Source organism: Microbacterium kunmingense (genome assembly GCF_023155745.1).
Lineage (GTDB): Bacteria > Actinomycetota > Actinomycetes > Actinomycetales > Microbacteriaceae > Microbacterium > Microbacterium kunmingense.
In genome coordinates, this window is the sequence record NZ_JAKNUS010000002.1 from 379,673 (window position 1) to 402,655 (window position 22,983).

Annotated in this window: 34 protein-coding genes; all 34 read right to left on the reverse strand. The window is 70.4% G+C overall.

Going from position 1 to position 22,983, the window contains the following annotated elements; genetic code table 11:
* Positions 1 to 16 precede the first annotated feature (16 nt).
* The 34 genes from MA875_RS04505 to MA875_RS04670 all read right to left on the reverse strand — a co-directional run bounded on the left by MA875_RS04505 (position 17) and on the right by MA875_RS04670 (position 22,976).
* Positions 17 to 553, reverse strand: a complete 537-nt coding sequence (locus tag MA875_RS04505; RefSeq protein WP_248240544.1) for a holin — start codon at positions 551 to 553, stop codon at positions 17 to 19.
* Positions 550 to 876, reverse strand: coding sequence for a hypothetical protein (locus tag MA875_RS04510; protein ID WP_248240546.1), 327 nt, complete (start codon positions 874 to 876; stop codon positions 550 to 552). The genes MA875_RS04505 and MA875_RS04510 overlap by 4 nt, the downstream gene beginning before the upstream one ends.
* 2 nt (positions 877 to 878) lie before the next feature.
* Positions 879 to 1,370, reverse strand: a complete 492-nt coding sequence (locus MA875_RS04515) for a hypothetical protein (protein ID WP_248240548.1) — start codon at positions 1,368 to 1,370, stop codon at positions 879 to 881.
* Positions 1,370 to 1,522 (reverse strand): hypothetical protein, encoded by a 153-nt coding sequence (locus tag MA875_RS04520; protein ID WP_248240550.1) that lies wholly within the window; start codon positions 1,520 to 1,522, stop codon positions 1,370 to 1,372. The genes MA875_RS04515 and MA875_RS04520 overlap by 1 nt, the downstream gene beginning before the upstream one ends.
* Positions 1,522 to 2,508: a M23 family metallopeptidase gene (locus tag MA875_RS04525; protein WP_248240551.1), complete on the reverse strand. Its 987-nt coding sequence runs from the start codon at positions 2,506 to 2,508 to the stop codon at positions 1,522 to 1,524. The genes MA875_RS04520 and MA875_RS04525 overlap by 1 nt, the downstream gene beginning before the upstream one ends.
* Before the next feature lie 62 nt (positions 2,509 to 2,570).
* The gene (locus tag MA875_RS04530; protein WP_248240552.1) at positions 2,571 to 3,398 is read right to left on the reverse strand and encodes a fibronectin type III domain-containing protein; all 828 of its coding nucleotides are present in this window, start codon (positions 3,396 to 3,398) and stop codon (positions 2,571 to 2,573) included.
* A gap of 13 nt (positions 3,399 to 3,411) precedes the next feature.
* Positions 3,412 to 4,089, reverse strand: a complete 678-nt coding sequence (locus tag MA875_RS04535) for a hypothetical protein (protein WP_248240553.1) — start codon at positions 4,087 to 4,089, stop codon at positions 3,412 to 3,414.
* Positions 4,089 to 4,949 (reverse strand): hypothetical protein, encoded by an 861-nt coding sequence (locus tag MA875_RS04540; protein WP_248240554.1) that lies wholly within the window; start codon positions 4,947 to 4,949, stop codon positions 4,089 to 4,091. Before MA875_RS04540 ends, MA875_RS04535 begins: the two co-directional genes overlap by 1 nt.
* Complete coding sequence (locus MA875_RS04545; protein WP_248240555.1) at positions 4,937 to 8,482, reverse strand: tape measure protein; 3,546 nt, start codon at positions 8,480 to 8,482, stop codon at positions 4,937 to 4,939. The genes MA875_RS04540 and MA875_RS04545 overlap by 13 nt, the downstream gene beginning before the upstream one ends.
* 12 nt (positions 8,483 to 8,494) lie before the next feature.
* Positions 8,495 to 8,884 (reverse strand): hypothetical protein, encoded by a 390-nt coding sequence (locus MA875_RS04550; protein ID WP_248240556.1) that lies wholly within the window; start codon positions 8,882 to 8,884, stop codon positions 8,495 to 8,497.
* Between the two features lie 2 nt (positions 8,885 to 8,886).
* Positions 8,887 to 9,261 (reverse strand): hypothetical protein, encoded by a 375-nt coding sequence (locus MA875_RS04555; RefSeq protein ID WP_248240557.1) that lies wholly within the window; start codon positions 9,259 to 9,261, stop codon positions 8,887 to 8,889.
* A 94-nt stretch (positions 9,262 to 9,355) separates the two neighbouring features.
* Positions 9,356 to 9,505: a hypothetical protein gene (locus tag MA875_RS04560; protein ID WP_248240559.1), complete on the reverse strand. Its 150-nt coding sequence runs from the start codon at positions 9,503 to 9,505 to the stop codon at positions 9,356 to 9,358.
* On the reverse strand, positions 9,505 to 10,065 hold the full coding sequence (locus tag MA875_RS04565; RefSeq protein ID WP_248240560.1) for a phage tail tube protein: 561 nt from the start codon (positions 10,063 to 10,065) through the stop codon (positions 9,505 to 9,507). The genes MA875_RS04560 and MA875_RS04565 overlap by 1 nt, the downstream gene beginning before the upstream one ends.
* A 65-nt stretch (positions 10,066 to 10,130) precedes the next feature.
* Positions 10,131 to 10,496: a hypothetical protein gene (locus MA875_RS04570; protein ID WP_248240561.1), complete on the reverse strand. Its 366-nt coding sequence runs from the start codon at positions 10,494 to 10,496 to the stop codon at positions 10,131 to 10,133.
* Positions 10,493 to 10,741, reverse strand: coding sequence for a hypothetical protein (locus MA875_RS04575; RefSeq protein ID WP_248240562.1), 249 nt, complete (start codon positions 10,739 to 10,741; stop codon positions 10,493 to 10,495). The genes MA875_RS04570 and MA875_RS04575 overlap by 4 nt, the downstream gene beginning before the upstream one ends.
* Before the next feature lie 9 nt (positions 10,742 to 10,750).
* On the reverse strand, positions 10,751 to 11,083 hold the full coding sequence (locus MA875_RS04580) for a hypothetical protein (RefSeq protein WP_248240563.1): 333 nt from the start codon (positions 11,081 to 11,083) through the stop codon (positions 10,751 to 10,753).
* The gene (locus MA875_RS04585; protein WP_248240564.1) at positions 11,080 to 11,442 is read right to left on the reverse strand and encodes a hypothetical protein; all 363 of its coding nucleotides are present in this window, start codon (positions 11,440 to 11,442) and stop codon (positions 11,080 to 11,082) included. Before MA875_RS04585 ends, MA875_RS04580 begins: the two co-directional genes overlap by 4 nt.
* Before the next feature lie 15 nt (positions 11,443 to 11,457).
* The gene (locus MA875_RS04590; protein ID WP_248240566.1) at positions 11,458 to 11,796 is read right to left on the reverse strand and encodes a hypothetical protein; all 339 of its coding nucleotides are present in this window, start codon (positions 11,794 to 11,796) and stop codon (positions 11,458 to 11,460) included.
* Complete coding sequence (locus MA875_RS04595) at positions 11,796 to 12,701, reverse strand: major capsid protein (RefSeq protein ID WP_248240569.1); 906 nt, start codon at positions 12,699 to 12,701, stop codon at positions 11,796 to 11,798. Before MA875_RS04595 ends, MA875_RS04590 begins: the two co-directional genes overlap by 1 nt.
* A 13-nt stretch (positions 12,702 to 12,714) precedes the next feature.
* A complete protein-coding gene (locus tag MA875_RS04600; RefSeq protein WP_248240570.1) occupies positions 12,715 to 13,101 on the reverse strand; it encodes a capsid cement protein in 387 nt (128 codons plus the stop codon).
* Between the two features lie 15 nt (positions 13,102 to 13,116).
* The gene (locus MA875_RS04605; protein ID WP_248240571.1) at positions 13,117 to 14,454 is read right to left on the reverse strand and encodes a head maturation protease, ClpP-related; all 1,338 of its coding nucleotides are present in this window, start codon (positions 14,452 to 14,454) and stop codon (positions 13,117 to 13,119) included.
* On the reverse strand, positions 14,451 to 15,794 hold the full coding sequence (locus tag MA875_RS04610; RefSeq protein WP_248240572.1) for a phage portal protein family protein: 1,344 nt from the start codon (positions 15,792 to 15,794) through the stop codon (positions 14,451 to 14,453). Before MA875_RS04610 ends, MA875_RS04605 begins: the two co-directional genes overlap by 4 nt.
* A 13-nt stretch (positions 15,795 to 15,807) precedes the next feature.
* Positions 15,808 to 17,472, reverse strand: a complete 1,665-nt coding sequence (locus tag MA875_RS04615) for a terminase large subunit domain-containing protein (RefSeq protein WP_248240573.1) — start codon at positions 17,470 to 17,472, stop codon at positions 15,808 to 15,810.
* Positions 17,426 to 18,058 carry a terminase small subunit gene (locus MA875_RS04620; RefSeq protein WP_248240574.1) on the reverse strand — a complete coding sequence of 211 codons (633 nt, stop codon included), beginning with the start codon at positions 18,056 to 18,058 and terminating at the stop codon, positions 17,426 to 17,428. Before MA875_RS04620 ends, MA875_RS04615 begins: the two co-directional genes overlap by 47 nt.
* Entirely contained in the window at positions 18,045 to 19,337 is a 1,293-nt protein-coding gene (locus MA875_RS04625) for a DNA modification methylase (protein ID WP_248240575.1), read from the reverse strand. The genes MA875_RS04620 and MA875_RS04625 overlap by 14 nt, the downstream gene beginning before the upstream one ends.
* A gap of 144 nt (positions 19,338 to 19,481) precedes the next feature.
* Positions 19,482 to 19,826, reverse strand: coding sequence for a hypothetical protein (locus MA875_RS04630; protein ID WP_248240576.1), 345 nt, complete (start codon positions 19,824 to 19,826; stop codon positions 19,482 to 19,484).
* Entirely contained in the window at positions 19,823 to 20,023 is a 201-nt protein-coding gene (locus MA875_RS04635) for a YegP family protein (protein ID WP_248240578.1), read from the reverse strand. The genes MA875_RS04630 and MA875_RS04635 overlap by 4 nt, the downstream gene beginning before the upstream one ends.
* 11 nt (positions 20,024 to 20,034) lie before the next feature.
* The gene (locus MA875_RS04640) at positions 20,035 to 20,394 is read right to left on the reverse strand and encodes an HNH endonuclease (RefSeq protein ID WP_248240580.1); all 360 of its coding nucleotides are present in this window, start codon (positions 20,392 to 20,394) and stop codon (positions 20,035 to 20,037) included.
* A gap of 209 nt (positions 20,395 to 20,603) precedes the next feature.
* Positions 20,604 to 20,969, reverse strand: a complete 366-nt coding sequence (locus MA875_RS04645) for a hypothetical protein (protein ID WP_248240581.1) — start codon at positions 20,967 to 20,969, stop codon at positions 20,604 to 20,606.
* Between the two features lie 186 nt (positions 20,970 to 21,155).
* Positions 21,156 to 21,425: a hypothetical protein gene (locus tag MA875_RS04650; protein ID WP_248240582.1), complete on the reverse strand. Its 270-nt coding sequence runs from the start codon at positions 21,423 to 21,425 to the stop codon at positions 21,156 to 21,158.
* 3 nt (positions 21,426 to 21,428) lie between these two features.
* Positions 21,429 to 22,253, reverse strand: coding sequence for a hypothetical protein (locus MA875_RS04655; RefSeq protein ID WP_248240583.1), 825 nt, complete (start codon positions 22,251 to 22,253; stop codon positions 21,429 to 21,431).
* Positions 22,253 to 22,465 (reverse strand): hypothetical protein, encoded by a 213-nt coding sequence (locus tag MA875_RS04660; protein ID WP_248240584.1) that lies wholly within the window; start codon positions 22,463 to 22,465, stop codon positions 22,253 to 22,255. The genes MA875_RS04655 and MA875_RS04660 overlap by 1 nt, the downstream gene beginning before the upstream one ends.
* Positions 22,462 to 22,725 carry a hypothetical protein gene (locus MA875_RS04665; protein WP_248240585.1) on the reverse strand — a complete coding sequence of 88 codons (264 nt, stop codon included), beginning with the start codon at positions 22,723 to 22,725 and terminating at the stop codon, positions 22,462 to 22,464. The genes MA875_RS04660 and MA875_RS04665 overlap by 4 nt, the downstream gene beginning before the upstream one ends.
* Positions 22,725 to 22,976 carry a WhiB family transcriptional regulator gene (locus MA875_RS04670; RefSeq protein ID WP_248240676.1) on the reverse strand — a complete coding sequence of 84 codons (252 nt, stop codon included), beginning with the start codon at positions 22,974 to 22,976 and terminating at the stop codon, positions 22,725 to 22,727. The genes MA875_RS04665 and MA875_RS04670 overlap by 1 nt, the downstream gene beginning before the upstream one ends.
* Positions 22,977 to 22,983 lie beyond the last annotated feature (7 nt).

The following is a 22,983-nucleotide window of genomic DNA, read 5'->3' on the forward strand; positions in this document are numbered from 1 at the left end:
GGCGTTCTCCCTTCTGTCAGCCGAGCGCGCGGCGGATCTCGGTCGCGGCTGCCGCGGCGTCGACTCCGCTGTTGCCGGCGATGACCGTGATGGTGGCCACGCGGCCGCTGCCGGCCTCTCCTGCGTCGATCGGGGCCCGGGTGGGGTCAGCGGGCAGGGTGGCCAGGATGAGGCGCAGGAGCGAGAGCCCAGCGGCGATGAGGGACGCCTGCAGGACGGTGGACCAGTCGACGTCGGTCAGGAACGTCGCAGGGGCGATGCCGGCGGCAAGGGCCTGGAAGAACGTCTTGACGACGCGCTCCACGGCGGCGAGCCACCAGGGCAGGTTCACGCCTTCCACCTCGGGGAGGCCGAACAGCGACGTCGCGAGCGAGGCGATGAAGCCGACCGCGGCCGCGGACAGCATCGCGAGCCACGGGACGTCGGCGACGAGCGAGCCGCCGACGTAGGGGATGGCGATCGCGACGGCGGTGTAGAGGCCGCGCAGCGCGGCGTCCTTCCACCAGCTCGCGTTCGCGAGGTTGGACAGGTGCATGGTGACCTCCTCAGTCACGTGGGGTTGATGGTGTCCTCGAGGCCGTCCGGGAGGGCGTCGGGGCTGATGCCGGCCATGCGAAGGCGGAAGGCGAGAAGGCCGGCGTACTCCTGCCAGGCGATGCGCCGGCGGCGTTCGTCGTCCGCGCGATCGCGTTCGTCGTCGGCGCGCTTGATAGCAGCGTCGCGCTGGCCGATGATGTCGTTCTTGCGGTTGGTCTCCCGGGTGGAGACACCGCGGCGGACCTTGGAAACGATGTCGGCGATCTCCCTGGCGAACGCGCCTAGTCCGCCTGCGCCGAGGACCGCGACGATGATGGTGACGAAGTTGACGTTCTCCACGCCTACTCCTCTCGCGGAGCGACGTTGCCCGTTCGCCTCCGTAGCGCTTCCGCGACCCGATCAGCGAAGCCGTGCACGTTCGGGTCCGTGCCGAAGATCTGCAGCTCGATGTAGCGCCGGAACATCTGGATGAGCGCGTAGAACACGAGCGTCGTCGCGACACCGGCGGTGACCGATGTGAAGAGCGTGCCGCCGAGCACCACGAAGTAGATCGCGGCGCCGGCGATCGCGGCGACGTCGGCCGGTGGCTCGAGGATCCAGATGCGGCTGATGCGCCCGACCATGCCGAGCCCGCCGCCGACGAGAAGGAAGCCCGCCCAGAGCGGGACGAGCCACTCGGCGCCCGCGAGCTCGCGCTGCACGCTGTCAGGCGTCCAGAAGAGCGCGTAGCAGCCGCCGACGAAGATGATGAAGTAGGCGACGATGTCGATGATCCGGATGATCGCCTCGAGCACGCGCCGCTTCTCCTGCGGGACCGCGTAACGTTCGACCATCAGCGCCCTCCCGTCAGCAACGGCAGCGACCAGGTGAGCTCCCAGATCAGCAGCGGCACCATCGCGAGGAGCAGGACGCTCGGTGGCCAGGGGCCGCGCCACCACGAGGTGTGGGGACGCGGCCCCGCGTGGCGCGGACCCTGGGAGCGCATCAGAGCGCCTTGTAGTTCTCGGCCTCGGCGCGAGCTGCGGCGGCCTTCATGTTGGGGCCCCACAGGTCGTCGTTGTCCGTGTAACCCCACTTTGCACGGAGCCACGCAGCGAGCGATCCGCCGTGGTTCTGGTCGAGGAAGCGCTGCAGGCCGGCCTGCGAGCCGCCGCCCCACTTGTTGTCCATCCAGGTCGACTGGGCCTGGCCCTTGCCGTAGCCGTAGAGGTGCGCGATCTTCTGCAGACCGTTCACCCACTGCAGCTCGGCGAGGTCGGCGACGGTGGCTCGGTGATAGGCGGGGTTGGGCTTCGGGGTCGTTTGCGCGACCCACTCGGCGTAGCGCTTCTCGTGGCCGGCCTGGGTCTTCGGGCCCCAGGCGTTGTCGATTTCGCCGTCGTACCAGCCGCGGCCCTTGAGGTACTGCTGGTAGCGGCCGACCGCGGCGCGGTAGAGCGGGCCGGCGAGGCCGTCGACGACGAGCTTCTCGCCCTGCGCGGCGTTGAGGAAGTTCTGCTCGTTCGCGACCTTCTGGGAGAAGGCGATCGTGATGTCGTTGTCGGCGCCGACCTGTCGGGCGAAGTCGAGCGTGTTGCCGAAGGTGTCGGCGTGGCCGGGCATGAGGGTGACGTGCACGTGCGCGCCGACGCCCCAGTCCTTGCCGTTTGCGGAGGCGCCCGAGTAGCCGACGACGTCGCCGCGGCGGACCTTCTGGCCCGAGTTGACGGTGATGCGCGACAGGTGGAGGTAGCGGACCGACTGGCCGTCGTTGAGGCGGATCTTGACGACGCGGCCCATCGCGCCGGACGCGCTGGTCTTGACGTACTCGATGTAGCCGTCTTCGGGGGCGCGGAGGGTCGAACCGTAGGCGATGCCGTAGTCGGTGCCGGGCTCCTGGGACGGTGGCCGGCGGTTCTTGTGGTCCTGCCAGCTCGAGCTGACGTAGTTGCTGGTCGCGGGCAGCTGGTAGCCGCCCTTCACTTCGGGCATTTCGGTGTCCTTTCATGGCGAAGCCCCCGACGGGCGCCGGGGGCGGTCGTGCTGTCTGCGGGTCAGCGGACGGCGCGCCAGGCGCCGTTCTGCTTCACGTAGGGGCGGGCGCGGCGCCAGACGCCGTTGACCTTGATCCAGGGCGTCGCTTCGCGCCAGGTGCCGCCGACCTTGATGCGGCCGCCGGCGTCCGTCGTGAGCGCGATGCTCGCGGACGGGCTGTTGCCCACGTTGCTGCGGGCGTAGACGTAGACGTGATAGGTCGTGCCGGGCTTGAGCTGCGGAGCGCCGGCGACGGCGCCGCCCTGCGGGTCTGTGTAGCCCTGCGAGTTGAGGTCGCGCCAGACGAGCGGGTTGTTCGCGTTGTTGATCTCGTACCAGTCGGCGGTGTACCCCTGCGGCGAGGATCCGCGCCAGTCGGCGGGGCCGTCGTAGCGGACGCCGGCGCTGATCGGCGACACGTTCTCGACGCGCAGGTTGCGTGGGGCCGTCGGGGGCTTCGGGATGCGGGGGGCGTCGACCCAGGCCTGCCCGGATCCGCCTTCGCCGATGTTCGAGTGCGGGACTTTGATGTAGGCGTCGCTCGCGAAGCCGGGGCGGAAGCCCTCGCCGTCGTGGCCGTGCCACGTCGACCCTGACAGGACGACGCGGTTCTGACCGGCGGTGCTCTGCGGGATGGTGAAGGTGCCGTAGTAATTGACACCGCCGATCGACGCCCAGACCTCACAGGTGCTGTTCGTCCACGATCCCCAGCCGGCAGCGTCGATGAGCTGCACGTTCCAGTCGAACCGGGAGCGGTTGCCGGGCCAGTCCTGGACGCCCGAGTACCAGATGTCGATGCGCGCGCGGTAGTCGCGCGCGCCGTTGAGCTGTCCCTCGGATACGGCCATGTCGACCCCCTACTCAGAGCGGCTGGAAGTACACGTCGCCGTCGCGGCCGAGCGTGTTCGCCGGCGCGCCGGATCCGCTGTGGGTGGTGGGGATGCCGAGGGCGATGCGGGCGTCGCCGGGGCTGGTGGAGCCGGTGCCGCCTTGTGCGACCGTGACGACGCCGACGTTGAGCCCGGACAGCGGTGCGATGTTGGTGAACGGCTTGCCGGCCTGGGTGTTGGTCGCGCCGGCAGCGATCTCCTTGCGTGCGAGCTCGAAGGCGCCGGCGGGGAGTGCTGGGGGCAGCGGGGAGGCTGCGGGGTCTCCCGACACGACGTCGATGATGAACTCGGTGTCGACGGCGGCACCGTCGATCGGCGGGTCGGGCTGCTTCGCGTAGATCCGGTCGATGCGCGGGTTGACGCCGTCGGCGGGATCCGTCGGCACGGTGACGCTCGAGGGCATCCCGACGAGGTAGGCGCCGCCGGACGCGGTCCGCACGAGAACCAGGCCGCCGCCGCTGACGGAGTACTCCATCGACGCCGGCGCACCGGCGACGACGAAGTGATCGGCGCCCATGCGGCCAGGTGTGGCCACGCCGGGCGCGGACTGCTTGAGCAGGACCGCGAGCGCTCGGCGGAAGCCGATGCTCGTCGTCCCGTCGCCGTCGTCATTCAGGTCGATCGCCAGTCCGGCGGTCACGGTCACCATCAGAGCCACGCTCCTTCCGAGTAGTCGATCGCCAGCTGCGAGCCCGGCTGCGGGTCTTCGGGGCTGAACAGGTAGCCGCGGGTCTCGCCTGGCCGGATCGGGACCCAGTCGGCGCGCAGCAGGTTGTGGGACACGTCGGCGCCGGCGAGGTGTGCGCGGCCGCCGGCGTAGGGCGTGATCGTGAGCTCCTGACCTCGGCCGATCGCGGCGTCGTACTCGATGACGCTGGACTCCGACGTGATCGCGAACCGTGGGATCGGCCCGCGGACGGTGAAGCGCTCGGGCACCAGGTCGGCGGTGCCCTGGTTGTGGATGACGAAGACACCGGGGAACAGCACTCCCCCGGACGTGCCGAACGACACGGCGCCGTCGACGAGGGGGAACTGCAGGCCGCCGGACGGTTCGATCGCGGCGTCCATCTCGATGCGGGCCTTGGGTCCGAACTTGCGCGGATCCGCGGCCCAGATGGGGATCTCGAACTCGGTGAAGGTCTCGTCGAGGTCGCGGACCTTGATCTGTCCGCGGATCTTCGCGTTGCGCAGCGACAACCACTGACCGCCGACGAACGCCCGGAAGCCGAGATCCTTCTTCTTGACGAGCGACGCGAGCCACGGCCGAACGACTCGGTCTGCCCAGGCACCGGACGAGGCCTCGCAGAAGCCGCGCACGACGACGCGTCGCGGCTCGAGCAGGATCTCGCTCGGGTCGAAGGCACCATCCTCCCCGGGGATGAGGTTCTCGTCGAACCGCGTCCCCGGGGAGTCGTAGAAGCCCTCGAGCTCAGTGAGCCACCATGCGCCGGGGCTGCCCGGCTCGATGTGGAGCCGGCGCCCGTCGATCTCGACCATCAGCGCGTCCATCGGAACTCCCTCGCGATGAGCTCGGCCTGCTCCTGCGGGCTCATGCCCGGCAGCGCCTGCACGGTGATGTTGGTGTCCCCGCCGCCGCGGCCGGCGACGTAGGCCGCCGATTGCTCCGGGGTGAGGACGGCCTCGGGGCGGCCGGACAGGTTCACTGCCATGCCGCCGTGAGGGATCCATCCGCCCTGGTCGTAGAGCTTCGGGACGACGCCGCCGTTCGCCATCGCCCAGTGGACGTGGTTGAAGTGCTGCGCGCGGACCGCGCCACCCCAGAGGTGTTCCTTGCCGTTGAGCAGCTGTCTGCTGCCGGCCGGGGAGAAGATCAGCTCGCTCGAGTTGGGGAACGCGCTCTTGAGCCAGTTGAAGATCTCCATGCGGGGCGGCAGGTCGATCGCGCGCCCAAGGGCGTGGTACGACTGGCCACCGTTGACGGTGCGGGCGCCGGGACGCAGCGCCGAGTTGAGCGTCGCGTCGGGGAAGCGGCCCCGGACGATGTCCCACATCGCCTGCCAGCCCATCCCCTTGCCTCCCGGCACGGTCGGCGCTGCGGCCTTGAACAGGTCGGCCATGCTCTTCACGGTGTTGATCGCGAGCCCGCCGACGGTCTGCCCGAAGATGTTCTGCCCCGCGAGCATCGGCTTGAGGAGCCCGTCGACGACGTGCGTCTGGATCGCGGCGGCGGGGTTGGAGAGGAACTCCCACGCGACCGATGCGGCCTTCTGCACGTTCTCCCACACGTCCCCGACGAAGTCGCCGAAGCCGTCGCCGATCTCGCCGCGGCGCGCGGCCGCGTTGAGCGCGTCGACGCCCGCCGGCCCGCCCACTGCGCGAGTGAACTCGGGCCGCATGATGGCCTCGCCGCCAGAGAGCGCGAGACCGCCGGCGGTGGGCGACCAGAACCGGTGCACGTCGCGCCCGGGCGTGTAGCCGGGCAGGACGCCACCGGAGGCGAACTTCACGAGGTCTGCCTTCGGCAGCTTCATGTCGTCGAGGCCGAGGGTGCCGACAAGGTCGTTCCAGAACGAGCGGAGCCCGTTGTTCCAGATCGTGTCGAGCACGAAGTTGATCGGCGTGGCGGCGGCGGCCTTGATGCCGTCCCAGGCGACGCCGATGGCCTTCGCTACGCCCTCGAACGCCTTGCCGACGAGGTCGATGCCGATCTTGAACGGGGTGAAGACGTTCTGGTCGATCCAGTTCCAGACCGTGCTGATGGTGCTCGAGATCCCGTCCCATACGGGCTTGATGACGTTCGCGTACAGCCAGTCGAAGACGATTCCGAGCCCGCGCAGAGCGAGCGCGATGTAGTCGACGACCGGCTGGATGACTGTCTGCCAGACCCAGTTGAAGACCTCGCCGATCGCCGCGAATACCGGCGACAGCACGTTCTCCCACAGCCACGTCGCGACCGCGCCCCAGAACCGGAAGTAGTTCACGACAAGCCCCACGATGGGGCTGATGACGTTCTCCCAGATCCAGGTGAACACGGCCCCGATGGCCTCGAACACCGGCGACAGGACGTTCTCCCAGAGCCAGGTCGCCGCGGTGGCGAGCGCCTGGAAGCTGTCCTCGACGAGCCAGATGATGACGTCGGCGACGACCTGGATCGCTCCGGTCAGGATGCCGAGCACCGGTGTCAGCACGGCCGCGATGATCTGCGCGACGACCGTGAGGATCGGTGCCAGCGCCTGCACGAGCGCGCCGATGAGCGGCATGATCGCGCCGAGCAACGACATGATGACCGGGACGATCGCGCCGAGGATCGGCTCGAGCGAGCTCAGCAGCACGTCGACGAGCGGCATGACTGCCACGAGCACGTCGGCGAACAGTCCGGCGAGCATCGTCACCAGCGGCAGCACCACCGGCAGCACCTGGCCGGCGAGGTCCGTGAGGATCCCGATGACCATGCCCAGGGTGGGCAGCACCGCCTGCAGCGCGCCGCCGAGCGCGGACGCGATGACGCCGGCCGCCTGGCCGAGGGCCGACCCGATCTGCGGCAGCAGCGGCGCGAGCACCTGGAAGACGAGCCCCAGCGGGGTGACGTACTGCAGCAGCTCGGCGAACTGGCTGACGTCGACGCTGCCGGACAGCGCGTCCCAGAAGCCGAGGACGGCATCGCGGAGGCTGAGCAGGAAGTCGACGACGGGAGAGTCCTCGGCGACGCCGAACGCCTGCGCGAACGCGCCGGTGAAGTCGCCGGCGACGATGATGTCGCGGAGTCCTCCGAGTGCGCCGCCGGCCCATCCGATGAAGCCGCTGAGGACGTCGGCGGCGCCGGTGATGGCACCGGTCAGCATGGGCTTGAGCGCGGTGAGCGCGTCCGACATGCCGCCGATGACGACGGCCTTGAGGGAGCCGAGGGCGCCCTCGAGGGTTTCCGTGGACTTGGCGGCTTCGACGGCGACGGGTTCGGAGCCGAGTTGCAGCAGCGCGGCGTTGAACTCCTCCGCGGTGATCTCGCCCTTCTCCATCGCCTCGCGGAAGTTGCCGGTGTAGGCGCCGTTTGCGAGCATGGCCGCCTGCAGCCGCCCGGAGGCTCCCGGGATGGCGTCCGAGAGCTGGTTCCAGTTTTCCGTCGTCAGCTTCCCGGCGCCGGCGGTCTGCGTGAGCACCATGCCCAGGGACTTGAAGGTGTCCGCGTTGCCGCCGGCGACGGCGTTGAGGTTGCCACCGGCCTCGACGAGGCGGTCGTAGTCCTTCACCCCGTTCGCGGCGAGCTGCGCCGTGGTGTTCTGGATGGTGGTGAGGTCGTAGATCGTCGCGTCGGCGTAGGCCCGCGTGGATGCCGACAGCCGGTCGATGGTCCCCGAGTCGATGTTCGCGAACTCGAGGGTCTTGGCGAACTTCTGGACGCCGTCCGACGTCGCCGCGGCTTCCGCGCCGAAGGATGACAGCGCGGAGAACGCGCGGTCGGCCAACTGGGACGCCACACCGGCCACAGCACCCGCGAGGGTGCCCATCCAGACGCTCGAGGAACGGACCTTCTCCTCGACGCCGCCGAGGGCACCCTTCATGCGGCCCCACAGCGACACCTGGCGGCCGCCGGCCGATTCCACGGCCTGCGAGGCGGACGACTGTTCGCGCTGCGCGTCAGCGACCGACCGGGCCGCGCGCTCGTGGCCGCGCTCGGCGTCGGCGAGTGCGACCTTCTTGAGCCGGACGCGCTCCTCCGCGGCGGCCAGCGTGGACGCAGACGCGGTTCCCTTCGCGCGCAGCTCGTTGAGCCGGATCTCCGCGATCTCGACCTGCTTGGCTGCGGCGGTGCGAGCGTTCGCTGCACGGGTGAGGCCGTCCTCGGCCTTGGCGAGCGAAGCGGTCGCCTTCTCGAGCGACTCCTTCGCGGCCGAGGAGGCGGCCGCGGAGGCGGCCTTCATCGCCGACGACATGCGCGAGCCCATTGCCTTGCCGAGCGCCTGGCCCATGTCGCCGCCGACGCCCGATGCGTTGACTGCCGAGGCGATGTCGCGGGCGGCGTTGGGCAGTCGGACGGTGAGTGCGACGTACGCGTTGGCGATCTCGAGCGCGTTCTTCGGCATCAGCACCCCCGTCTAGGTCTTGCTTGCCCGCCGTTTCTGGCGCGCGGCGTGGCGCTCGGCCTTCGCCGTCTGCTTGGCCTGCTCCTTGCGCACCTCGTGCGCGGGACGCGGCAGGTCGATTCGCTTCGGCGGGGTGCCCTTGGATCCGCCGTTGTGCCAGTCGATGACCTCGAGGCGGAAGATCGCCTCGCGCAGGAGGTGCGCCTCGTCGGTGAGCGCGATGGGCCCACCGGCAGCGCGCCAGAGCGCGCACCCGTGCGGGAGGCCCGCGACGAGGTCGCCGAGCTCGCTCGGCGTACGCTCCGGGTCGGTGCGGCCGTCGCGGAGCAGGCGAATACCGTACTCGGCTTGGAGCGATGCCCGCAGGGCGCCCTCGTGGTCGTCGAGGGCGCCCGCGAGCACGATCAGTTTGGGTTGAGCGCCTGGAACAGGTCGAGGACGAACTGCGCGCCGTCCGACGTCGTCACGCGGCCGTTGGGGCCACGGAGCTGGTCGAGGACGCTGCGGTACTGCTCGCCGACGAGGCGGCGCAGCAGGGACGGCAGGCGCGATGCGTCGTTCGCGTCCTGGACGGCGCGGATGTCGTCAAGGACCTCGAAGTCGTCGAGGGCCTCGTCGGCGACCTCGACGTCGATGCCGCGGAGCGTGACGCGCCGGCCGGGGATGGTGCGCTCGTCACCGTCCTCGGTGATCGTGATGGTGATCTTCTCGACCTTGGGCTTCTCGGTCTTGGGCTGGTGGTCCTGCGGTGCCTTGGCGGCGGTGGGCCTGGTGGCCATGATGTGTCTCCTCCGACTGTGTTCTCCGACTGGTGGATGGGGGCGGTGGGCGGAGCCGTCGGAGGAAGCTCCGCCCACCGGTCTGTGGGCGCGGTCAGTCGGCCGCCGGCAGCGCGGGCTGCGTGGGCGGCTCGGCCTCGGCCGCAGCGGCGGCCTCCGCGTCGAGGGTGTGCTTGTTGCCGAACCGGTCCTGACGGTAGACCTCGCCAACCTTCGGCTGCTGCGTGCGCTTGCGGGCGGCCATCACGCACCTGCCTCTTCGAGATCGGTGGCGAGATGGGTGTAGTCGCCGATGATCTCCCCGAGGAAGGGGTAGGCGGCGATGTCCGACCCGACGAACGTGCGATCGCCGTTGGGGGCGATTTCGAAGCGCGGGATGATGAAGCGCTCCTTGACGTCGTCGTCGTCCGCGTCGAAGAGGTCGATAACGGCCGCGCGGACCTGGATTCGCTGGCCGGCCCCGCGGGTGGCCTTGCGCACGCCGGCTGTCGTGGTGTCGACGACCTTCTCGTGGTAGCGCAGCGAGTTGGTCTGCGCCTTGGACTCGAGGCCGACGAACGCGATCTGCGTGCCGGACTCGTTCATCAGGGTGCGGACGACGCCGCGGCCCTGGTGCCCGCGCCGACGCTCGACGGAACCGGTGAGGGTCTCGGTGAGGCCGTCCTCCGACAGCCAGCCGACGTCCTCGAAGGCGGGATCGAGCGCGCCGTCGATCGTCGTCGGCAGCGTGGTGCCGAACGGCGCGAGGTGGATCGCGTCGGAGTCCGACCCGAAGATTCGGGCGAGCTCAGCTTTCACGGTCATGGTGTCTCTCTTTCGTGTGAGCCGGGGCATGACCGGCGTTGTGGACTCCCCTGGACCGGGGAGGGTCAGCGGGCCGCGCGGACGCGCAGCTGGACGGTGAACCGGTAGACGGGGGTCTCCGTGTCCTCGTCCGGGGTGAAGTAGGGGCCGGTGACGTCCTCGACGCGGCGAACCAACGGCATCGCCGTGTACTGCTGCAGGAGCGCGTCGCGGGCCTCGTTCGCGAGGCGTGCCGCGGTCTCGTCGTCGCTGGCCCAGGCCTCGACGGTGATCTGCGGCTGGTCGAGGACGCGGTTCGCTGCAGCGCCGCCGTTGCGCCAGGCGCGCAGGAAGGCCGGCGGCCGCGGCGACGGCACGCGCAGGGACACGGGCGCGTCGACGCGCTCCTCGAGGAAGGCGATGACGGCCGACTCGATGTCGGTGAACCTCACTGCCGGACCGCCCCGATCGCGCGCTCGAGCACGGCGTCGCGGGCCTGCCGGCGACGGGCGCGCGCGGTGGTCGCCTGCACGTAGCCGCGCGCCATCCAGCGGTGCGGCCGGGGGACGTACTCGAAGCCCTCGCCGGCGGCGGCGGCCATCTTCCGGCCAGCGGAGTCGACGACGGCCTGGACCGGCGCCGAGCGCATGAGCGTGTTGATCGCGGCGAGGTTGAGCTTGACGTCGTGCGCTGCCATGAGGGCCTCCTATCCGTCGGTGCGGCCGGCCTCGCTGGGGCGGTTCCAGCGCGTGGGCGCCTGGGTGTACGCCTGCGGGTCGCCGATGATCGTCACCGGCTCTCCCCCGCGGATCCGCACGCGGCATCCGGCGAGGCTCTTCGTGTAGGTCTTCGGCCAGTAGAGGGACCACTCGACGCGCACCCCGGCCGGGCGGGCAGCGTCGGACACGTCGGCGAGCGGGCCGGGGAACACGAGCACGTTGTGCACGTCCTCGTCGGCCCACTCGAAGCGCGGTTCGTTGCGGGAGTTCTTCCCGACCTGCGTCGGGCGCTCGACCACGACCGTCTCGCCGCGGATCATGTGTACGTCTCCGGCCACAGGCGACTCACCAGGCCCGGATCGGGGAACGACCCCATTGGGAGGCCCGGCGAGGAAGTCAGGCCGCACAGCGAGCGCAGAGACGCCTTGTCGTCTTCGGTGAAGCACGAGCCGATGTCGCGGTACGTCTCGCGCATCGGGCCGACGCCCGTCGAAGCGAGCGACCGGGGCGGAAGAGCGGCCGCCTCGGCGGCCACGCCGCGGAGGACGGCGATCGCGTCCTCCCGCAGCGGGCTGTCGTCGGGCAGCGTCTCGACGCAGGGGGCGATGATCCGCGCGAGCACGAGGATCCGGCGGGCCAGATCGGGATCTACCCCGAGGTGCTCAGGCTTGATCGGCATCATCGCCCCCTTCTGTCAGGACTGCTGCTTGGCGTCGTCGGCGACGAGAGCCGCGACCAGCTCCGGCCGGTTGCCCGGCTCGGCGACGCTGATCTTGTCGGCGTCCTCGCGGCTCTCGTTCCGCTTCTCGATCGCGGCCTTCAGGTCCGCGACCTTGACGCCCTCGTACGGCTCGTCCTCTTCGGACTCGTCGGGCTCGACGACCTCCGGCGGCGCCTCTTCCGGGTTGAGCCGGTCGAAGCGCTCGAGGTCGTCGTCGTGCACGTCCACCTCGTCGCCGAGGTAGCCGGTCTGCGGGCGGCCGGCCGCGTCCGTGAAGACGATGAAGCCGGCCCGGACGGTGCGGGCGGCCATCAGCCGGCCAGCCCCGTCAGCTTGAACACCGAGTACGGGTCGGTGATGTACGAGACGAAGCGGGCGTCGGTCTGCACCCACGTGCGCTGCGTCTCGGGCTCGCGCCACGTCTCGGTCGAGAGCGCCTTCTCGGGGCGGATCTCGCCGGGCTGGCCCGCGGCGAGCGCGTAGCCGGTGCCGGCGGCGACACGGTTCGAGACGCGGAAGTTCTCGATGCCGTACGTCTCCAGCAGCGACGACAGGTCGTCGCCGTAGACGATGCGGAGCTGCAGCGCCTGCGCCGGGTTCAGGATCAGGGTGTCGATCTCGACGCCCAGCTCCTGCGTGTCGGCGAGGGTCTGCACCCGCGCGATGTCGGACGCCGGCCACAGGGCCGCGTTCGTCTGGCCGGAGCCGCCGGTCACGACGTTGTTCCAGTTCGTGCCGACCACGACCTGCGACGAGAACTCGGCGAGCGCCGCGTCCACGATCGCGATCGAGCGCGCGTCCTGGCGTCGCACCATCGCGTTGATGAGCTTGCGGCCCTCGCGCTGGATGACGCCCTGGTCGTTGCGGTCGCGAGCCTCGTCGAGGACGAAGAACTTGCCACCGTGCTTCTCGACGGCAGCGGTCTTCGGCGTCGGGTTCTCGGACGTGATGTTCGGGAACTCGCTACCGGGAGCGACCTCCTGCACATCGCGCGTCGGGAACAGGTCGTTCAGCGTGAGCTGGTCGTAGACGACCGCACCGCCGGACACACCGCCCGGGCTGGAGAAGAACAGCCCGCTGATGTAGTTCCGGAGGGTGATGTCCGACAGGTATCGGGTGATACGCGTCGGCTGGTTGAGCATCGTCTCCACCGTGATGGTGGAGCCGTTGACGCTCGGCGCCGCGAGAGGGTACGCGACCGAGTTGGGAGTGGGCATGCGCGGGCTCCTTTCAGTAGAGCTCGATGAAGACGTCGGATCCGGACGTTCCGGCCGACCAGGCGCGGCCGCGGGCCTTGCCGGAGGCGAGCGTGACGGCACGCCCGTTGGAGCCGACCTCGACCTCGGCGCCGACGGCGATGGTGCCGCCCGCCGTGACGGGGACGACGGTGCCCTTGCCCCGGAGGACATGGAGCTTGGCGCCGGCCGCGGTGTCGCGCGAGGCGACGCCCACGGAGAGCCCGGCGGCGGTGGCGGGGCCGACGGTGATCGGCGTGCCGTTCGCCACGTTGAGCGCGGCGGTGATGTCGACGAACGTCTTACCGACGACTCCGCCGGCAGCGGCCGTCGCGGTGAGGTCGGCGCCCGGGCGGTACGCCGGGATGCTCTCGTTGGTCATGGTTCAGTGCTCCTCTCAGCGCTTCCAGTGCGCGGGGTAGGCGTCGTCGCGGGGCTCGCCGGCGGCGTGTCCCAGCTCGGAGGTGGGCAGGGCGGTGTTCTCGGGCAGGCCCGCGAGCACGCCCGCGAACTCGGCCTCGTCCTTGTCGAGACGGGCACGCCAGGTGGCGCGCGACTCGGCGGTGATGCGGCCGGTACGAAGCGCCTCCGCGACGATGCCGTCACGGCGCACACGGTCCTGCTCGGCAGCCGCCTCAGCGCCGCGCGTGGCGTTCGCCTGGAGCTGCGCGAGCACCGTGGCGTCGACCGCGACGACGCCCTCGGGCAGCGCGGCGGTGGGAGCCGGAGTCTCGGCGGTTTCGGTGGTCGGCTCGGCGCGCTCTTCGAGCGCCTCATCGACCGCGGCGAGGATCTCGTCGTCGGTGGCCTCGGCGCGCACGCCGAGCCGCTGGACGAGGCCCGCCTTGATGGTGTCGCTCATCGTGAGCGCCTCCTTCGTGTTGGGTTCTCCCGGCTCGGACGAGCTCGGGGGCTTTGGAGCCGCGGCGCGCGCGGATGCGGCGGCGGCACGGACTCGGGCGGAGCGCGCTTCGGCGTCCGCGTCGTCGGGTTCGTCGGGCAGGTACACGACGTCGATCTCGTCGTCCTCGTCGGCGCCGACCGTGGTGGAGGTGCCCGCATCCGGCACGACGGTGACGGCGTCGGCAAGCCCGAGCGCGACGGTGTCCGCGGCCGTCAGCCACGTCTCGTCGGCCAGCAGCGTCGGCCAGTCCTGGTCGCCCGCCTTCGCGGTGTAGACCTCGACCATCGACTCCTGGAGCTTGTCCAGGAAGTCGGCGTTCTTCCGCATCTCGGCGGCGTTGCCCCACGCGATCGCGGACGGCGAGTGGATCATCATCTGGCTGCCGGGGCTCATGAACGTCTTGTCGCAGCTCGCGGCGATGAACGACGCTGCCGACGCGGCGAGCCCGTCGACGACGGCCGTCACGCTCGCGCGGTGTGCGCCGAGCATGTTGAGGATCGCCATCGCCTCCCACACCTCGCCGCCGGGCGAGTTGATGCGGAGCACGATCTCCTCGACCGACTCGGGCAGGGCGTCGAGCACGCGGCCGACGTCTTCGGTGGAGATGCCCCACCAGCCGCCCCACGAGTCGATCGGCCCGTACATCCGGATCGTCGCGACGGTCGCGTCGCCGTCCACAGCGGACGGAGCGGTCACGGCGCTGAAGAAGTCGGCCTTCGCGGTGGGCGGCTCGACCGAGCCCCAGTAGCGGCGAGCCTGGCGCTCGTCGCCCTGGGCATCCTTCGCGTTCGGGCGGGCGCGCCCGGGGGCGGCCGATCGGATGGTGGTCATGCGGCCTCCTCAGGCTCTTCGGTCGAATCAGGGTCGGCGGCGGGCTCCGGCGTCGGCTCGGGCGTGGTATCCACGCGCACGGGCAGGCCATAGAGCCCGCGGAGGTGCGCCTCGAGCGCCGGATCCCACCGGACGGCGCCGGAGTCGAGCAGGGCCCGGATGGCTTCGGCGGTGGCGGGGTGCTCGGCGCCGATCTTCGGCGGGACGAGGCGGGGTGCAGGTTCGTTCGGTCCCCAGTTCGCGTCCACGAGGTCTTCGATCACGTGCTGTTGCGTCGTCGTGGCGATGTGCCGCGCGAGCGCGTTGAGCGAGTTCGTGAAGAAGTTGGCGAACGTGTCACCGAGGGCGTACGAGCCGGTCGAGTTGTCCCCGCCGAGGTTCAGGAAGTTCGCGAGTACTGCGCGCGCGATCTGCTCGTCGTAGTATCGGATCTGCTTGTCGAGGTCCGGCACCTTGCCCGTGACGCCCTCGAAGCGGAACGTCGCGCCGTGCGGCAGCGAGGCGCCGGCGGCGTCGCCCGCACGCGCACCCTTGGCGATCGCGAGGCCGCGCGCGATCTCGTCGTCGAGCCACTGCTTCTTCTGCTCGTAGCTGGCGTTGTCGGGCGGCGGAGCGCTCGTGTACACCGGCAGTCCGAGCCCGTTGCGTTCGGCGGCCAGGGCCTGGACGCGGAGCGTGCGGTCCTTCAGGAGCCACATCTTGTAGGCCGCGCGCAGCAGCGAGACGCCGATCCAGTTCGCGCCCTCGCGCTCGTTGACGTAGACGACGAGGCGGTCGACGGGGATGCGCACGCCCGCGATGGCGTTGATGAAGTTCGAGCGCCCGACGGAGGGGCCGAACGCGACGCCGTGCTGGCGAACGGAGACCAGGCCGCCGTCGGCTGCGACGTCGAAGCTCTCGATCGTGCGCGGCGGCCGCCATGCCAGCTTCGACAGGTGGGCGCGACCGAACGCGTCGATCGAGTAGACCTGCTCGAACACGGAGTGCCCGAACACCAGCTCGAGCAGCGCGAGGCGTAGGAACTCGTCCCACGAGAAGCGGCCCTTGGTGCGCAGCGGCGCCTTGCGGGGCTGGCCCTTGATCGCGAGGCCGAGGTCGTCGGCGACGTGCTGCGCGACCTCAGGCCGGACGCCGCTGTCGTCGAGCTGCCATTCCGTCTCCTGGATCGGGAGGGTGACGGCGCGCAGCACCGACATGACCTGAGGATCCTCGCGGCGCATCCGGTCGTAGACGATGTTCGACTGCGGCCACTGCAGCTCGGGGTTCGTCTCGGCGGCGGCCTCAGCGAGCATGCCCGCCCACCCCTGGAGCGGGGCGGTCTGGTATCCGATCTCTGCCAAAGCGGGCCTCCTGTCAGAATCGGGCGTAGGCGAGGTTCACCTCGCTCCGGCCGTCGACGTCGTCGCGGGTGATGATCTGCGCGGCCGGGGGCGGCGGCGACTGTTCGGGCGGCGCCGGCGGCGTCAGCACTTCGAGCCCGTAGAGCGCTTCGCTGAGCGCCACGAGCCCGGAGATGTCGACGGGCATCGACTTGCGTCGTGACCACGCCTTGTTCTCGGCGTACTCGGTGACCACGCCGCCCTCGATCGCGGTGTCGATGTCGGGCTGCTCGACGACGACGAGGCGCCGATCGAGCACGCGGTCACGGGTGCGGCCGGTGGCGGAGGCGAACGCGCCGCCATCGAGTGCGTGTACGGTCAGCCCGGCCTCTTCGAGCAGCGGCACGAACTCGGCCGCGGGGCATCCGCGGGCCTGCACGACCACCTCGCGGTGGCCGGACGCTTCGGCCAGGTCGGTCATGTACTTCGGGAGCCAGAGCATGCCGGCGCGGCGCATCCTCACCGTGGCGAACGGGCGGCCGTCGGCGGTGAGTACTGCGGCGCCCACCCAGGTGGTGGAGCGGTCCTCCGAGGTGTCGACCGCCCAGACGGTACGCGCGCCCTTCGGGATCGCGACCTCCGCGACGGGCACACGGCGTGGGCGCCAGTCCCGCGGTGAGATGAACGACTTGACCTGCGACGTCACCCACTGGCACAGCACCTCGGTGCGGTAGGACGCCTCGAGCATGTCGCGGGCGTCCTGGAGGCACATCTCGACGGTGATCTCGCCGTACCCGATGCTCGGGTTCGCCTGGAGGATCGCGTCGATGTCGTCGAGCGCGCAGCCGTCCGGCGCCGACCACTCGAAGAGCGCGGCCGTCGGGGCGACGAGCTCGCCGTTGGCGTAGGCCTCCAGCTCGTCCACGCCGCGGGCGAGCCAATCCTCGATCTCGGCGATGCGCGTCTCGCGCTGCTTCCGGAGCACGACCGAGCGCACGTCGCCGGCGTTCGAGATGCCCCAGAGCTGCGAGTTGAACACGGCCTTGGTGGTCTGCGCGACGGAGTCCCATGCGTCCCACGTCTGCTGCTCGCGCATCTCGTCCATCAGCACGCGCGCGGCCGACTTGCCGCGGCCGCCCTTGCGGGATGCCGCGCGGACTTCGTAGTGCGCGCCGTTGCGGAGGTAGATGCCGGGCTGGCCGTTCTTCCGCTGCAGCTTCTGTACGGCCTTCGCGAGCTCGGGCACGTGGCCCTCGTTCTCCTTGTCGCACCAGCGCCCGGTGAGGTTCCAGACGTCCTGCGCGGTGTCGAGGTTCTGGGCGGTGCCCAGCACCTTGAACCGGAACGGCGGCAGCCGGTCCTCGAAGCGGTCAGCGTCGACGAACAGCCACCAGGCGGCGAGTACTGCGGCGAGCATCGACTTGCCGTTCTGGCGCGCGACGAGAACGATCACGCGGCGGAAGCGGAACGTCCCGTCGGGGTTAAGCTCGAGCGCGTGGATCAGGAGCCACTTCTGCCAGGGGTAGAGGTCGATGCCGAGGAACAGCAGCGCGAACTCGATGACCTCGAAGCCGAGCGACGTCTCCGGGGTGAGCGGGCGCAGCGGCCGCGTCCACAGGCGAGGCTCCTCCGAGCCCTTCAGGTCGGCGTAGTCAGACGGCGCCTCCACGACGGCGGTTCTTGAAGTCGTCGAGGTCAACCGGGCTCCCCTCCTTCGGAGGCTCAGCCGGCGCGTCAGGGCTCGGCGTCGGCATCGATGCGTTCAGGGCGGCGCGAGCGGCCGGCGTCGCGCCGAGCTCTCGGAGCCCGTTCCACAGGTGCGGCAGCAGGTACATCGCCTTCGTCGCTTCGAGCGACGTCCCGTTCGCGACCGCGTGGTCGATCTGGCGCGCGACCTGCCGACACGACGCGATGAGCGCCTCGTCGGCGGCCGTCGTCGTGATCTCGGCGAGCGTCTTCTCGAAGGCGTCGGTGATCGCGTCCTTCACGCGCGTGGGCTCGCCCAGCAGGCGCTCCCGCTCCTGCATGAGCTTGATCACGCGATCGGTGGATGCCGCATCGCCGTTGATCGCCTTCTGCCAGTGCGCGCGGTGCAGGGCGTCGATGCGCTCGAGGTGCAGGATCCGCGCGGCGGTCTGGTCGAGAGCGACGGGCGACTCGTCGATCGCCTTCGCGACGGCCGACTTCGCCTGTGCGACCGTGCAGCCGAGCTGCACCGCGATCTGCTCGTACGGCACCGCGGCACGGAAGAGCGCGAACGCCTTCTTCCGGTCAGGCGCCGGCATCGGTCACCGTGAAGTCGACGGCCGCTCCATCGCGCACCGGCAGGACGCCCGTGTGCTCCTGAAAGCGGCGGCAGATGACGTCCGCGTAGGACGGGTCCAGCTCGACGAGGAACGCCTTCCGCGCGAGGCGGTGCGCCGCGATGAGCGTGGAGCCGGATCCGGCGAAGCCGTCGATCACCCACGCGCCCGGAGCGCACGAGTTGACGAGCATCGCCTCGACCAGCTCGACCGGCTTCATCGTCGGGTGCACCGCCGACTTCGACGGCCGCGCGACGTCGAACACGGTCGATGACCGGTTGTCGCCGTGCCAGTGGTCGCCGCCGCGCCCGAGACGGCCCTCGCCGCCGGCGGTGAAGCCGTAGGCGATCGGCTCGAACTCGCGCTCGATCTCGCCTTCGATGATCGGCTCCGACTGGTAGTGGTAGTCGGCGCGCGACAGCACGAAGCGGTCCTTCACCCACATCAGCGTCTGCCGGTACCGGATGCCGAGCCGCTCCATCGCCGCCTGCAGCGGGACGCGGAGCACGTCGGAGTGCGCGACGTAGATCGGGGCTCCCGGGCGGCACACCTTCGCGGCGACTTCGAGGAACGCGACCGAGACGGCGATCGCGGCATCCTCGCCGTCGTTCTGGATGCGCAGGCCGGTGCCGCCGACGTACTCGACGCCGTAGGGCGGGTCGGTCCAGCAGCAGTCGAACGTGATGCCGGCGGCCGCGGCGCGCACGGCGTCGAGGTCACCTGACGATCCGACCAGCAGCCGGTGCTCGCCGAGCTGCCACACGTCGCCGACGCGCGAGATCGCGTCCGCGGGCTCCGGGCGGTCGGGCACGTCATCCGGGTCGGTCAGCGACACCGGCGTGGACAGCTCCGCGATCAGCGTGTCCAGGTCGCCCTGCGTGTAGCCCGTCCCGTCGAGGTCGCCGGCCGCAGCGAGAGCCGTCACGAGGTCCGCGTCATCGTACGAGCCGAGATCCGCGAGCCGGTTGTCCGCGAGCACGATGCGCGTCGCCGTGGCGTCGTCGACGTCGACCGTCGTCGCCTGCACCGTCTCCCACCCGAGCGAGCACGCCGCGAGGTACGTGTGATTCCCCGCGAGGATCTCGTTCGGCCGTCCGGTGAGCGTCCCGACGTTCACGACGAGCGGGCGGTACTGCCCGTGCGCCGTCAGCGACTCCGCGATCGCGCGCACATCGCCGCGGCGCGGGTTCCGGTGGAACAGCGACAGGTCAGCGACCGCGAACTGGACGACCTCGAGGCGTCGGAGGGTCGATTCGTCCACCAGATCACCGTCCTTCGAGGGTCGTGCGCGTGCGCGCGTGCGATGGGGGTTACCCGAAAGGCCCGGGGAGAGAGGAACACAGCCTCCGGGAGTGGTCCGTGGGTCGGGCGAGGGCTGGATTTTCTGTGGGGGGGCCTCGGTGGGTCAGGCGCGGATGATCTCGGCGTGGGGTGAGGCGGCCAGGGTGGCGCGCAGGGAGTCCCACGCGGCCGTGTCACGCACCTGGGCGTCCACTCCCCCGTCGAGGTACAGGACGTCGGCGCTGTGGCCTCTCGTCCCCTGGCGGTGGGACCGGATGGTGACGCGTCCTCCGCTGGGGTAGCGGATGCTCTCCAGTCCGTTCGCTCTCCGCGCTGATGCTTCGGCGGGGGCGAGGGCTGCGATCTCTTCGAGCGCCGCCCGTGACTCGGTGGTGGTGACGGTGAGCACGATGATCCGCTTCCCCAGCTCGGCGTCCTGGTTGATCCCGACGGCGGCGTATCGGTTCATCGTCCCCGCCCTCTGCTCGGCACGTTCAGTCCCGCCGGGGCGTAGAGCCCGACGACGACGCGGGCGCCGGTGCGCTCGCACTCGTCCTTGTGCTCGTATCCCTGGCCGCCGTCGGTCGCGACGATCTCGCCGTTCGCGGCCTTCAGCCTCCACGCCCACTTCCCGTCGGCCCGCTGGTACACCTCGAACTCGGTCATCCCTCGCTCCTTCACCACCAGTCGGGGACGAGCTCGCCGAGCCCGCCCGAGTTGATCGCCCCCGCGCCGCGCTGCTGGTTGCAGAGCGTGTGCGCGTGGCGGAAGTTGTCCCAGTCCTCCTGCAGCTCGGGGTGCGTGGAGACGGGGTAGTAGTGGTCGAGGTTGTGGGAGTCGGGCGTGGTGCCGGGCTCGGCGTCGTAGTCGATCAGGCCGTGGCAGATGTGGCAGTTCGCGTCCGGGTCGCCCTCAGCGTCGAGCCGCTTCCCTTCCTCGAAGAAGTCGGTGCGGAGCTGGTGCATCCGGCGGCTGTTCTTGCGGGCCTTCTCGACGCCGGGGCCGAGCTTCGCGCCGGCGGGGAAGTCGTCGTCCATCGTCCCCCGATCGGTGGGTGTGCGGGGCGCCGGCGCCGTGGGTCGGTTCGGCGCCCCGCTCGGGGTGGTGCAGGTACCCCTAGCTCCGAGGAATCCCGAGCATCGTGAGGGCCCTTCGCGGCAGGCAGCTCCGCGTTGACACCGGTCTGACCTCGGCCGGGAGGAGCGGGCGCGACGGCTGTTCCGTGCCGTAGGGCGCCACGGTCAGCTCAGAACTCCCGGCCGAGGGTCGATATGGCGACGTCGTCGCCGTGGTTCGTGGTGGCCGTGCGGCCGTCAGTGTCGATCACGACGCCCTCGAGGGGGTAGCCGTCGCGGTCGTACCGGAGGATGTCCCCCACGCGGATGCCGTGAGCGTCGGAGGCGTCGAACGTGCGAGGTGTGGTCGCGTCAATCCAGGCGACCGCGGCGCGGGCCTGATCGGCGAGCATCCGGCCGTCGACGTGCGGTGACGTGTCGAGCACGTCGGCGAGTTGAGTGAGGCCCGCACGGTCGCGTTCGTCCTGCAGCCGGGCGATGTTCGCGCGGTTGATGGAGGCGAAGTCGCCATGTCGGTGCCCGTGGGTAGGCTCCACGGCAGCCCTCCGATCGATTCCCGTCGATGGTGGGTCAGACCCCGGCGAGCGTTCCCGCGCTCGTTCGGGGTCGTCTACGTCTAGTGACGCCGAAGGCCCCGCGAGCGTCGTGTGCTCTTCGGGGCCCTCAGCGTTGGTGTCTCCGTCCGACACCGTTCCAAGAATCAAGGTAGGGGTGTCAAGTACTCACGGGGGCGGAGGTGGAGAAACACGGCGTGTCGCGTCCTGTGCGGCTGCCTCCGCGGCTCGCAGGGCGCGCATGCGGTAGCGGTGCGTCGGCCAGTTGCCGAGGCGCTCACGGAAGTACGCCTGGAGCACGTGGAGCTCGACGACGCGGACCTGCTGCCCGTTCCGTTCTTCCCAGCCCATGACCATGCCGCTCCGCCGCCAATGGCGGATCGTGTTGACCGCGCGCCCGGTGAGCTTCGCGGCCTCACGGTAGGTCAGGGTCGGCATGGATTAGCGGCTCACCCCTGCGGCCTTGATCGCCTTCTCCGCCGCGGTCGCCGCGTCGCGGACGGCGCGAATCTGCATGAGCTTGTGCTGCAGCGCGGCATCGACCTGCTTGCCCGCGATGAGGTAACGCCCGAAGGACTCCCGCAGCTCCTTGACGGAGACGGCCGAAGATCCCCACGCGTACTCGCCGTCGACGACCCGGATGCCGAGAATCTCTGTCACCTCGGCCAGGAGAGCATCGGTGGCCTCCGCGCGGCGCTTCCAGTGCTCGGCGGTGCTGTTGTCGTACGACAGCCGGCGTTCGACCTCGGCGTCGATCGAGCCGCGGTGCTCGTCCTGCAGGGCACGAACGCGCTCGCTGATCGCCCGCATCCGCTCGGAGTCAGCCTTCTGGATGATGGCGTGCGTCGCCTCCCAGGACGGGTTCCGGTCCTCGTGGCGAGCGGCCTTCACCACGACGTTCATCCGTGTCTTCGTGCGCGGATTCGGATCGGGAACGATCAGCCCCCATCCGTGCGGTAGCTCCTCGGGGCGAACGATGCTGGTGTCGGGTGCGACGATCCACCACTCGTGCACGTTCTGTTCCCACGTCTCCGCCTTGGCGGGCTGGTCGAGTTCGGCCAGCCAGTCCGAGCGGGCGACCTTCACCTCGTACCCGCGAAGGTACCGGCCGCGCGAGCCGAAGAACCCGCAGTAGAGGCCGTCGATGCGGCGCGAGCCGAGAGCTACCTCAGTCATGAACATGCCGCCGGGCATGTCGTCGCCAGGCTTCACCAGCGACGCCCGCAGACGCTCGACGAGCACCTTCGCTGTCATTCGGCTAGCCATCACATCCACCCCGTTCCGATGCCCCACACCATCGCGATCACCGCAGCGACGATCAGCGCCAGCGCCGAAGCGAAGAGCCCGCGAGCGGCGGCGACGGCCGGGCCGCTGACGATGCCCCGAGGTGCAGCGATCGCGGCGATGGTGAACACCGCGACGACGCAGAGCACGATGCCGGCGAGCGAGCACAGCAGCAGCGCAGCCGGGGCGCTCACCGGATGCTCCCCGGCTGCGCACGATCGACGGCCGTCCACCCTCGCCCGAAGGCCTCCGCGAACGCAACAAACGCATCGTGGAGGGCTCGCAACTGCTGGCCGGCCGCCTCAGCCGGGTTGGCAGGCGGCTCTACGACCAGGGGCGGATTGATCAGCGACGGCCACCTGTCATCCATCCGCTGCAGCGCCTCGCGCGCCCTCGTGTCGATGAGAGCGCGCACGCGCGCGTTGCTCAGCAGGATCTCCTTCTCGACGTCCATCAGGCCGCCCCCTTCCTCTTCAGCGCCCGGCGCTCTCGCTCGGACTTCCCACCCCAGATCCCGAAGCGCTCATCGTTGCGAAGCGCATATTCCAGGCACTCCGCCACCACCTCGCAGTCGGCGCAGATGCTCTTCGCCTCCTTCGTCGATCCGCCCTTCTCGGGGAAGAACGGCTCGGGGTCGACCTGCGAGCACAGAGCGTCTTGCGTCCACGGCTCCGGCGACACGAACCCGCCCGACGCCCACGGCATCCCCGGC